This is a genomic window from Sphaerisporangium viridialbum, assembly GCF_049674955.1.
In the GTDB taxonomy this organism is placed as follows: Bacteria; Actinomycetota; Actinomycetes; order Streptosporangiales; family Streptosporangiaceae; genus Sphaerisporangium; species Sphaerisporangium viridialbum.
Window position 1 is genome coordinate 5,004,588 of the sequence record NZ_CP187232.1, and the last position, 11,981, is coordinate 5,016,568.

Genomic DNA, 11,981 nt, shown 5'->3' on the forward strand with positions numbered 1-11,981 from the left:
CGGCTCGCCCGTCACACCAGAGCCTCCTGCTCCTCCAGGTCGTCCTCGTCGTCGGTGTAGAGGGTGTCCCCCGGCGAGCCGGCCGGGGAGTGCCGCCGGGGGGTGAACCCGAGAAGCTCCTTGACCAGCTCGTCGTTGCCCGCGTATCCGGCGTCGGCGTCGAAGACCTGGGCCCCGTCCCAGAGCGCCAGGATGGTCGACACGGTGCGCAGCTCGCTGTCGTGCAGCAGGTCGTAGTGCGCGATCATCGGCACGGTGGGGTACGTGCACCACAGGTCGTGGCCGGTCATGAAGAGGTCGAGGTCGAACTGCACGGTGAGCCCGAGAAGCTCGGGCTTGTAGTTGTCGTCGATGCCGGCGAACGCCTCGTCGAGGGCGATCACGCGCGGGCACGACGCCCGTCCTGAGGAGTAGAGCGCGTTGGCGGCGGCGAACAGCGGCAGGTGGATCGAGGCGGACTTCTCGCCGCCCGACATCTGCGAGTGCTTCGCCCGGGTCAGCCTCACCTCGGGCTCGCCCCGCCGCGCCATCAGCAGCTCGAAGGTGTACCAGGAGCGGTAGTCGAGGACGCCGGCGAGCGCCTCCTTGTAGGTCGCGCGGGAGTTCCTCGCGCGGTAGTCCCTGATCATCTGCCGGAGGTGCCCGCGGAGCGTGACGAGCCCCTGGTGCCCGAGCCCCGCCGCATCGCGCACCAGCAGCGCCGCCACGGCACGCTGCCTGTCGTCGATCTTGTCGGACTGGACCCAGCGGATGCCGATCGTGGTCCCGGACGACATGGGCTTGGAACGGGTGTCGGCGTTCATGCCACGCACCAGGTCCTTGGCGGCGGCGACGCGCGCGTGGATCTGCTGTGCCAGGCCGGTCAGCAGCTCGTCCTCCAGGACGGTGCGCTCGCGTTGCTCAAGGAGCACGCCCTGCTCCTCCGCACGCTCGGCCATACTGCGGGCGAACGCCGACACCGGGCCCCGCCCGTCGGCGTCGATGACGTGGACGGTCAGCACCGCGCCGGGCTCCCAGTCGAGCCGGTAGTCCTCCTGGCAGTTCTCCAGGGCCGCCTGGAAGTCGCGCAGGGCGTTGGAGACGCGGTCGAGCGTGTTCTTCAGCGTGGCGTCGGTGACCGCGCGCCCTCCCTGGGTCGCCGCGTCGTAGGCGTCGATCAGGGTCAGGGCATCGGCAGGCAGGGTCGCGCGGACCGCCTCCAGCGGGTCGGGCGGCGGATCGGCCATCATCAGCTCGGCGACGCCCTCGCCCGCCCGCTCGGGGCCCTGCGGACGGCTCTCCAGGGGCCAGGGTGTGGGATCGGCGACCCCGGCGAGCGAGCGGAGGTCGGCCTGGGTGTAGGGGACGAACTCGGCGACCTGCCCGGCCATGCTCTGGAAGGCGCCGGCGAGAGCCTCACGCCCGTGTTCGAGCTCGGCTCCCGCGAGCACCTCGGCCTCCCGCTCGCGGGTCGCCACCAGCTCGTGCTCGCCGCGGGCCGCACGCGCCCGGGCGATCAGGCCCTCGGTCTCGGTGATCTGGCCGAGCACTTCCTTCAGGTCGGCGTCGAACGTGCGTTCCAGCGTTTCGAGCCGTTCGACCAGGACGGCGTGCGCCGCCTCGCGCGTGCCGAGAGCCATCGCCCCCTCGGCCTGTTCCTGGCTCAGCCGCTCGATGGTCTCCTCGCGCTCCGCGAGGTCGCCCCGCGCCGTGGCGATCTTCTCCCGCTCGGCGCACAGCGCCTCCGCCGCGCGCGTCAGGTCGTCGAGCGCCTGGGCGACGGCGTCGACCTCGCGCGGGTCGCGCGGCATCGCCAGCTCGGCGGCGGCCTGCCTGAGCCGCCTGGTCGCCGCGCCCACCTCGGCGACCGCGCCGTCGACGCGCTTCGCGGCCTCGCCGAGCCGTGCCCGCGCCACCGCCAGGCGGGTGGCCCGATCGGCGACCCCGCCCGCGGCCGTGACGATCGGCCCGGTCTCGGGCAGTTCCTTCCTGGCACGGCTGAAATCGGCCACGAGCCCGTTGAGACGCTCGGACTTCTCGCTCAGGCCCTTCTGGGTCTCGAGGTGCGCCGTGATGAGCCGGTCGTACTCGGCGAGGCGCGACAGGCGGCGGGCCGCCCGGTTGGTGGCCCCGATGTACTCCGCCGACTCCTTGGGCCGCGCCCCAACGTAGGGACCCACCCCAAAGTGACCCCCCCTGCCAACCGCCAAACCCACCCACGAACCAGCCCCATCACCACCACCCGCCGCGAACCGAGCCCCCCCGCCGCCCACCCGGCCCGCCCCCGAGCCATCACCACTCGCCGTGAACCGAGCCCCCTCGCGAATCACCCGGCCCGCCCTCGAACCATCACCACTCGCCGTGAACCGGGCCCCCTCGCGAATCATCCGGTCCGGTCTCGAACCATCAGCATTCGACGTGAACTGAGCCCCTCCGCCTTCCACCCGGCCCGCCCCCGAACCGTCACCATCCGAAGGGAAGCCGCCCCCCGACCCCGACCCGAGGCCATCGCCACCGGCCGACGTGGATCCGACCTCCGGAGCCGAGCCCGGAGCGGGGCCGTCGCCGTCCTCCGACGTGCCGTTGGCACCGTCTGCCGGGGCTGCTCGTACCAGAGCCTCGTCGAGGGCGATCGAGTGCAGGACGGCTTCGATGACGGCGACGGGCACCATGCTCTGCCGCTCGGCGAGGAGGACGTCGGCGAGGGTCTGCCCCTGGGTCCGCCGCTCCTCGGGCAGGGGGACCAGGTATGCGTCGGCCTCGCCCCCGGCCAGCGCCGCGACGGTGAGCTCCGGATCGGGGTGGATCCAGGCCGTGAGCAGCCCGGCCGCGTACAGGGCGCCCTCGATGCCGGCGGCGGCACGTTCGTCCACTCCCTCGGCGAAGCGCACCAGCCGCCAGAGCGGCGCGCCCGGACGCCCGTCACGGGCGGCCGTGCGCAGGTGGTCGGTGGGAGGCGCGTCGTCGCGCTCGGCCGCCACCGCCTCCCGTTCAGACCGCAGGTCTCGCAGGAGCGTCGCGACGCGCGCCTCCTCGGCGGTCACGTGAGCCCTGGCCTCGATCACCGCGGCCCGGCGTTCCTCTGTCAGCTCGCCGAAGACCTCCGGCAGCCGCCGCGCCCCCGCCTCACCGACCGCCTCCAGCGTCTCCTCCAACGCCGCGAGATCACCAACACCGACCACTGCGACATCGCTGTCCGACGCTCCGCCCCCACCCGGCCCAACCCCGCCGACCGCGACCACCGCCGGATCGAGAGCACCACCACCGGCCAGCCCCATGCCACCGACCGCGACCACCGCCGGATCGAGAGCACCACCACCGGCCAGCCCCATGCCACCGACCGCGACCACCGCCGGATCGAGAGCACCACCACCGGCCAGCCCCATGCCACCGACCGCGACCACCGCCGGATCGAGAGCACCACCACCGGCCAGCCCCATGCCACCGACCGCGACCACCGCCGGATCGAGAGCACCACCACCGGCCAGCCCCATGCCACCGACCGCGACCACCGCCGGATCGAGAGCACCACCACCGGCCAGCCCCATGCCACCGACCGCGACCACCGCCGGATCGAGAGCACCACCACCGGCCAGCCCCATGCCACCGACCGCGACCACCGCCGGATCGAGAGCACCACCACCGGCCGGCCCCATGCCACCGACCGCGACTACCGCCGGATCGAGGGCGCCGCCTCGGGGTGACCCCACGTCGCCGGCCGTGGCCATCGCCGGGTCATTGACGACGACCCAGCGTTCCGCCCATTGGGTGAGGGCGTCCTTGGCCGTGCGGCGTGAGTGGTCGAGCTTGTCCTGGGCGCCGGCCAGCTCGGTCTCGCCCGAGGTGACGGCCTGGCCGGCCTCTTCCACCGCTGTCTCGGCGCGCCTCCGCTTGGCCTCGGCCTCGGACAGCAGGGCCAGGTGACCACGGATCGTCTCCACGTCACCACGCCGGGCTGTGGCCCTCGCCCTGGCCAGCGCGAGGCTCTCGCGCGCAGGCACCTCGGCAACTCCGCCACCCCCCGCCGTGTGACCGCCGCCGGAGGTCGCACCGCCGTTGGTCGTGGGGTCCCCGGCGGTGAGAGCACCAGGGTCGGTGAGAGCACCGGAATCGGTGAGCGTGGCGTCCGTGAGGGCGCCGGCCTTTTTGAGTGCGCGAGGGTCGGTGAGGGTGGCGGGATCGGGGACGCCGGCGCGGGCGGCGGCGTCGGCCAGTTCGTTGAGGTGCCGGTCGGCTTTGTCGTGAGCGTCCCTCAGCCGCTCGGCGACCTTGCCGGCCTCGGTGCCCAGCTTGGCGATGTGACCACGCACCTGGTCGAGGCGCCGGCGCTCCCCGGCGATGCCCGCGCCGTCGTCGGCGATCTGGCGGCGCAGCCCGTCGAGCTCTCCCCTGGCCTTGTACGCCTCGTGCTGCTTGAGCACGGCGAGCCTGCCGTCATACCTCGCCAGCTCGGCTTCGGCGGCCTCGCGCCCGGCCGTGGCGGCGGCGCGAGCCGTGCGGGCGCGGCGCAGCTCGGACGCGGCCCGGGCGATGCGGGCGGCGCAGCCCGCCGCCCCGTCGAGCCGCTCGTGAATGCGGTCGAGGTGGTGCCGGACATGGGCCCGCAGGTACGCGGTGTAGTGGCCGAGGAACTCCTTGACGGCCCCGTCGGCGAGGGTGAGATCGTCGAAGAGGCGCTGCACCGCAGCGAGGTTCTCGAAGTCGCGGGCGGCCTGCTCGACCAGAACGGGGTCGACGGGGCTGAGCCCGGCGCTGAGGGTGTCGGAGACCTTCATCGGGTCGAGATCCTTGGCGAGCAGCGGGCGCCGCAGCGCCAGGAGGAGGTCGAGGAGCTGGGCGTAACGCTCCTTGCCGAGCCCGAACAGGCGGGCGTCGACCGCGGCCCGGTAGTCGGTGGCGGTTCTGTGCCTGGCACCGGGCTCAAGGACCGCCTTGAGCTGCTTCTCGGTGAGGGGCCGCGAATCGGCGGACAGCAGCCCGAAGTCCACGCCGACGCGCCTGCCGGTCACGAAGAACGACGGCGTGACTCCGTCGCGGTGCCGGTGAGCCCGCAGCCCGATGATCAGCGTGACCGCGTCCGCGCCACCCGGCCCGGCCTCAGCCCCCGAGCCCTGGTCGTGCCAGTTGTACGGGTCGTCCCGGTGGCCCCTGCCGTTCCGACGCTCCTGGCTGTGCGAGTCGCCCCGGTCGTGCGAGTCGCCCCCGTCCTCCGGGCCGCCCCGGTCGTGCGGGTCGCCCCCGTCCTCCGGGTCGTGCGGGTCGCGCCGGTCGTTCCCGTCACCCCGGTTGTACGGGTCGTGCCGGTTGTACGGGTCGTGCCGGTCCTCCCGGCCCTCCCGGTCGTGCCGGCCCTCCTGCCCGTCCCGTTCATCTTGCTCGTCCTGGGTCTCCCGGTCGTGCGGGTTCTCCCGGTGCTCGCGGTCAGGGTGGCTTGAGCCTGTGTGGCTCATCTCAGGTGTGTCGTCGGGGTCTCGGGTGAACTCCATCCAGACGTAGCCGTACTCGGCTTCCTGGCCTCGGTAGAGCAGGTTGGACTTCATGGTGCGGTTCTCGCCGCTGAAGGGGTCGAGGCGTCTGGCGTCGCTCACGCCGTCGAGCACGAACGGGAACAGCACCTCCAGGGCCTTGGTCTTGCCCGAGCCGTTGTGCCCGCGCAGCACCAGGCGCCCGTCAGCGAAGACGAACTCCTCGTCGATGTAGTCCCAGATATTGATCACACCTGCGCGGGACGGTTTGAAGCGGCCGGATGCGGGTGTCATGAACGGGATTCCTCCGGAAGAGACGGCGAGAGGTGCAGGCCGAGCTGGCCCTGGTTGTGGCGCCTGTCGGGCAGCGCCAGCGTGATGTTGCGGTAGCGGGCGAACGCGGGCAGCAGCAGCACGCCTCCGGGATGCCGCCTGACCAGCCGCAGCTCGGTGAGGAGCGTGACCGCGGCGTCGAGCAGGCCCTCAGGATCGTGCTGCCACACAATGGAGAACGAGGCGGCGCCCAGCTCTTCGTACAGCTCGCCCACCATCGCGGTGAGCCGTGCCCGCTCGACCAGCGCCACCTCGGCCGAGGGCGGAGTCACGGCGCCCGGCTCCGATGCGGGGGGCGGGGCCCACGCGAGCTCGCGGACGACACCTGCCCGGGGCAGGGCGGAGTCGATGCGCGCGAGGAGGTCGCTCTGGTCGTCGGCGTCGCTCGGCAGGTCGAGGAACTTCACCGAGGAACGCTCGCCAGGGTCTTCGAGCAGGTCGGCGATCTTCGCGAGGAGGAGGCCCGCCGCGCGGTTGACCGCCCCGCCCCGCCCGGGGAACGGCTTGTCGGTGAAGCGACCCCCCGCGTCCGCGAGCATGACGCCCTCGGCCCGGCACTCCACGGCCAGGCCGGTGAGGCGGGCCAGGTCGGCGGCGAGGCCGGGTTCCCGCAGGAAGCCGGCGACCTCGGGCTCGACCTGGGCGAAGTAGAGGACCGGGTGCTCGACGAGGAGCCGGCGGGCACGGCGCGCCGTGTCCTCGGGGCGCGCCGTGCCGTGGCCGCCGGAGCCCTCCAGCAGGCCCGCCGCGCTGGTGAGGTGCTGCACCGGGCGCGCGGGCTTGAACAGGATCGCGCAGATGTCGTGGTCGATGTCGAACAGGGCGTCGCCCCGCTCGGTGTCGTGCGCCCAGGCGTCCAGCGACCCGTCCGAGAGCCGCAGGGCGCCGCGCTCGACCAGCCAGTCGAGGCAGTCGACCACCGCGGCCTTGTGCGCGCCGACGGTGGGATCGAACCCGAGCCCCTCGATCGTGTTGGCCGCCGGGGCGAAGGCCCGTACGAGGTCGGCCAGGCTGATCTCGACGCGGGACCGCTGGAACAGCGCCAGCACCAGGCACAGGTAGGCCAGGCGGCGCCGGTCGAACGGCTTGCCCTTCTTGGCGAACAGCAGCCGTTGCGTCTCGTCGAACGCGTCGAGCCTGCGCACGACCCGGACCTGCGTGGTCGTCGCGATCAGGGTGTAGCCGAAGAGCTCGCGGAGGTCGCGGGTGAGCTGGTCGGCCCAGTGGAGCACCTGCTCCAGGGCGCCGGGGCGCGGACGGGAGGCGGTGATCAGGTCGTTGGTCAGGGCGAGACGCACGGCCTGCTGGTAGGAGCCCAGCTCGCTCGGCAGGACCCCGGCCGCCGCGCCGCGCGCCCTCATCGGGACACCCCGGCGCCGGGCCCCTGGAGCTTCCCGACGGCCGATCCAGGAACACATGCCCTCATCGGAGTGCTCCATCGGCCCGCGGGTGCTCTCCCCTATCGCCTGCGAGCGGTCCCCGGGCGGCGGCCCGCGCGCGCTCGCGGAGCGCTCCCGCGGTGTGCGCGGCAGGTTCGAGGTCGAGCCGGAGGCCGGGCAGGTGGAGGACTCCGTGGACGGTGCGAACCGTGCTTCCGCCCGGCTCGGGGACCAGGCGGATCGTCATCGACTCGTTGCCCCCGGAGGCGGATCGCAGGCGGCCGGCGACGACGGTGCGGGCCTCCAGCGCCCGGGTCAGGAGCCGCAGGACCACGCGGGTCTCCGCCTCGTCGAGGACGCGCCCGTGGACTCCGGCCTTCACCAGACCCTCGGCGGCCTCCCGCTCGGCGGCGCGGCCGGAGGCCTGCCGCCGGCGCAGCTCCCCACGGATGCCGGCCCGCCCCCGGACCGGCTGCGGAACGCCGGGAGCCGGGGCCTTGCCCCGGCGGAACAGGGGCACGGAGATCTCCACACCCGGGGCGTCCCACCAGGTGGAGCGGACGGAGATGACCTCGGCGTCGTCGTGGGCCCCTCCGAGGTGCCGCGACGTGCGGGAGTTGAACGCCGCCGTCATCAGGGCGTGGGCGGCTCCCTCGTCGGGCACGTTGAAGACCCACTCGGCCAGATGCCGGAGCTGGGTCGACCGGTTGACGCCGCCCCGCTGGGCCTCGGCGATCTGCCGGAGCAGCGCGATGACGCTCGACACGCCGGTGCGGGTCGCGGCGCGCAACTCGGCCGCGCGCGAGGACTCGGCTCCGTCGGCGGCGAACCAGGCGCGCAGCACCGCCCAGCGGCGGCGCCAGTCGTCAAGCCGGTCGCCGTAGCCCATGAAGAGCCGCTCGTCGGCCGCGGCGGCCCGGCCGAGCATGGTCTCGACGCCTGTTCGCTCGACGTCGCGGACGGCGCCGTCGAGGCGGGGCAGGTAGCGGTCGAGCTCGGCCATGAAGTCGGTCATGTGGGTCAGCAAGGTGTTCTTGTAGCGGAGGAAGGCCTCGGGGGAGGCGTCGGTGGACCGGGTGATCTCGGCGAGCGTGAGGTGGAAGCGGGCGGAGCGGCGTGCCATGTCCTCCATGACCGCGTCGAGACGGGAGAGCCGCCGCCAGACCTGCTCGCCGTGGCCCGAGAGGTTGGCCTCGGCGAGCGCCTTGAGATCCTCCAGGATGTCGGAGAAGACCAGCCGCGACAGGTTGGCGTCCTGCAGCCGGGCGGCGAGGACCTCCTCGACGGCCGCGAACGCCTGGTAGCCCAGCTCGCTGAACTGGTAGACCGACTGGCGGTTGCGGTAGCGGACGAGGCTGCCGGCCCTGGAGGCGTCTTCGAGCCGGTGGACGACGCCGTCGTCGGCGAGCGCGTCGAGCCGGGACCGGAGGTTGTCGTCGGCCGGCGGCGCGTCGTCGTAGGCGGCGCCCAGCTCGGCGAGCACGCGGGCGACGTCGTCGGGATGGGCCTGGAGCTGGTGGACGGCCCGGAGACGGTCCATGGCGCGGAGCACCCAGAGGTAGACCAGGTGGTCGTCGCGCCGGGTGAAGTTGAACAGGCGGAAGCGGTCGCTCACGGCGAACGCATCCAGGTCGAAGGCGCGCGACGCGCCCGTGACAGCTCTCTCCGTCATCCCCACTCCCCCGGCCGGCCGTGAGGTCGCTCGGAGAAACGACCTCTGGCGGCGAACAGCAACCCTCACCGCGGAGAGAGGACGGCCCTCTCCCCGGCACCTCACCTCGCACGCGGCGAGCCCCCTGTGCGAAGCACAGAGCCGATCACACTCATGGATACACGAAGATCTCACCCTCCGGATCGGCACGGACCGCACCTGTGGACGAACGCGGAGTGCTCCACAGACCGCGCACAATCTTGCTCGTGAACGGCCGTCGTCGCACCTCACCGCCCAATTGATAGCGCCCGCCACCGACAATTCCCGGCCCGCGCCCGGCGGGGACCGGCCGCGTGAAAGGCGAACGACGCCGAACGGCCGGGGCCACGCCGGGCGGTCACCGATCCCGCGCCCGCCCCGCACCCAGCGTGACCAGAAACCCTGGGCGATATGTCACGAAATTTGCCTTCAAGCTCTTTAACCACACCCGATAGCCAGAAATGTCGCCTTTGGGTCTTGACGAAAGATCTTTATTTGGCAAAGACTCCTCACCACCTGCGTGCTCAGACCCGGGACGACCCCCTGCCCGGGCCAGCATGCCAACAGGAGGAATCTCTTGAGGAGTTCTTTCAGCGGAAGACGAGCCGGCCGCCTGGCGGCCGGGCTCGCGCTGCCCGTCGCACTGACCTTCACCGCAATCCCCGTTCTCGCCGCACCCACCCCCTCCCCCACCTCGGTGGCTCCCGACCACCAGTCCAGCACCGTCCAGGACGGCGTCGCCCTGTTGCGCATCGTCGTCCCCGACCAGGCCGGCGTGGACGAACTCAACGACCTGGACGTCGACCTGGCCGAATACAAGAAGCCCCTCGACAACGGCATCGAGGTGCACGCCGTACTCAGCCCCGAGGAGGCCGACGACCTCCGCGCCAAGGGGTTCGACGTGCAGGGCGCCATCTCCGACCAGGCGGACGCCGTCGCGAACCTGTCCGAGCGCCAGTCCGCCATCAAGTCGGCGGACGCGGCGGAGGCGACGACCGACAAGCTCACCGCGCTGCGCGCCGAGTGGTTCACCAGCATCGACGACCAGCGCTTCATCTCCGTTGAGGTGAAGTCGAGCGCCACCGACGCGGAGACCGTGCTCACCGCCACCTGGGACAGCGGCCCCAAGACCGCCCCCGACTCCGGCGGCACGGCGACGATGTCGCGGTTCACCGACGCCGGCCAGTACATGTACCACCGGTTCAACTCGCCGCTGCCCATCACGCAGGCGCCGACCAAGGTGACCATCACCAGCAACCGCGGCGGCACCATCACGGTCCCGGTGACCAAGTGGCTCGGTGACAAGCGCAAGGCCCCGAACAAGCACTACGTCCAGGACTTCGTCGACCACTACATGGACCCGACCGAGATCACCGGCCGGTTCACCTCCCTGGCGTCGCAGTTCCCGAAGATCTCGCAGATCATCGACCTGCCGTACAAGACGAACGGCTACCGGCGCGCCGCGCAGGCGCAGTTCGGCACCGTCGCGGCGAGCACGCTGTACGTGACCTCCAAGGCCTTCGGGTCCGAAGGCGGCAACGACATCAGCGTCGCGCTGGTGAAGCCGGACACGGCCTCCAGCGCGCTCGGCGTGTCGGTCACCGGCAAGGACGTGGTGGTCAGGCTCGCCACGGACGGATCCAACGCGATCACCAGCACCGCCGCCCAGGTGGTGGCCGCTCTCAACGGCGACGCCGCCGCGTCGGCGCTGCTCGGCGCGAGCACCTACCGGGGCAACGCGGGCGCCGGCCTGGTCGCCGCCGCCCCGGCCACCAAGCTGACCGACAACCTCAAGGCTCCGGCGACCGTCAAGCGCGAGCCGTTCCAGATGAAGGCCCTGCGCATCGGCAAGAAGCGGGACGGCTCCAAGGTGGGCGTGTTCCTCTACTGCCAGGAGCACGCACGCGAGTGGGTGACCCCGCTGGTCTGCGTGGAGGCCGCCGAGCGCCTGCTGCGGAACTACTCGCTCGACGAGCGCACCAAGAAGCTGGTGGACAACCTCGAAATCTTCGTGGTGCCGACCATCAACCCCGACGGCGCGCACTACTCGATGTACGACTACAACATGCAGCGCAAGAACATGACGAACCACTGCAACGCCACCGCGTCGGACCCCGCGTCGCGGAACTCCTGGGGCGTGGACCTGAACCGGAACTTCTCCGTCGGTTCGCTCTTCGACGGGTACAGCGGAGCCTCGTCGAGCTGCACCAGCGGAACGTACGCCGGTCCGGCCGAGCTGTCGGAGCCCGAGGCGCGCAACGAGGTGTGGCTCACCAACCAGTTCCCGAACATCAAGTTCGCGATGAACACCCACTCCTACGGCGGCTACTTCATGTGGCCTCCCGGCGCGTACAAGAACGAGGGCCGCGAGCTGCTGCCCCGCGTCGACTTCGGCACGGAGAACTTCTTCTGGGACGCCTCCGGCCACATCCTGTCCTCGGTGCAGGGCTGGCGCGGCACGGCGATCTGGCCCGGTCGCACCGGTCCTGTCCCGGACGTCCTGTACTCGGCGGCGGGCAACAGCGCCGACGAGCACTGGTTCAACCGCGGCATCATCGGCTGGGACTTCGAGGTGGGCGCGGACGTCTACAACCCCACCACCAAGCGGTTCGACGCGGTGGGCTTCCAGCCGACCTTCGATGAGGGCCATGAGGAGGCGATGGAGTTCGCCAGCGGCCAGATCGCCATCCTGGAGGTCGCCAGGGCCTTCGCCGACGACAAGCAGAACCCCAGCTCCAAGCTCGACGTGACGGGACGCACCGACACCACGACGACGTTCACCTTCAAGATCGACGAACCGGCGAACGTCTACTACACGCTGGACGGCAGCCGCCCGACGCTGACCTCCCAGAAGCTCACGTCATCCGGCATGCGCGAGGGATCCCAGCAGATCACGGTGGGCAAGACCACCGAGGTGCACTGGTTCGCCGTGGACATCGCCGGCAACGTCGAGAAGAACTATCGCCCCGACGGCAATGGCAACAACTACATGAAGGAGAAGGTCGAGGTCCGCAAGGTCCGGTAGCCGCGGGCCGTGAGACCGCGAGGTCCCACGGCGAGCGGTGACACCGGGTCGGTGGACTCGACCCAGAATGGCCAGGTGGCCGCCGGTTTCAGAACCGGCGGCCACCGTTC

At 71.8% G+C, this 11,981-nt stretch carries 4 protein-coding genes; 1 reads left to right on the plus strand and 3 read right to left on the minus strand.

Annotation, left to right across the window (positions count from 1 at the left end):
- Window positions 1-11 precede the first annotated feature (11 nt).
- The 3 genes from ACOZ38_RS22600 to ACOZ38_RS22610 all read right to left on the minus strand — a co-directional run bounded on the left by ACOZ38_RS22600 (window position 12) and on the right by ACOZ38_RS22610 (window position 8,828).
- Window positions 12-5,738, minus strand: a complete 5,727-nt coding sequence (locus ACOZ38_RS22600) for an SbcC/MukB-like Walker B domain-containing protein (RefSeq protein ID WP_424533175.1) — start codon at window positions 5,736-5,738, stop codon at window positions 12-14.
- Window positions 5,735-7,138 (minus strand): DUF2398 family protein, encoded by a 1,404-nt coding sequence (locus ACOZ38_RS22605; protein ID WP_424533176.1) that lies wholly within the window; start codon window positions 7,136-7,138, stop codon window positions 5,735-5,737. The genes ACOZ38_RS22600 and ACOZ38_RS22605 overlap by 4 nt, the downstream gene beginning before the upstream one ends.
- Before the next feature lie 61 nt (window positions 7,139-7,199).
- A complete protein-coding gene (locus ACOZ38_RS22610; RefSeq protein WP_424533177.1) occupies window positions 7,200-8,828 on the minus strand; it encodes a TIGR02677 family protein in 1,629 nt (542 codons plus the stop codon).
- Between the two features lie 595 nt (window positions 8,829-9,423).
- Between ACOZ38_RS22610 and ACOZ38_RS22615 the strand changes: the two genes are divergently transcribed.
- Window positions 9,424-11,871 carry a M14 family metallopeptidase gene (locus ACOZ38_RS22615; RefSeq protein ID WP_424533178.1) on the plus strand — a complete coding sequence of 816 codons (2,448 nt, stop codon included), beginning with the start codon at window positions 9,424-9,426 and terminating at the stop codon, window positions 11,869-11,871.
- Window positions 11,872-11,981 lie beyond the last annotated feature (110 nt).

What these genes read in the sequence shown, in the direction of transcription:
- ACOZ38_RS22600 (WP_424533175.1), bottom strand. Translation starts at nt 5,738, where the DNA reads ATGACACCCGCATCCGGCCGCTTCAAACCGTCCCGCGCAGGTGTGATC.
- ACOZ38_RS22605 (WP_424533176.1), bottom strand. Translation starts at nt 7,138, where the DNA reads ATGAGGGCGCGCGGCGCGGCGGCCGGGGTCCTGCCGAGCGAGCTGGGC.
- ACOZ38_RS22610 (WP_424533177.1), bottom strand. Translation starts at nt 8,828, where the DNA reads ATGACGGAGAGAGCTGTCACGGGCGCGTCGCGCGCCTTCGACCTGGAT.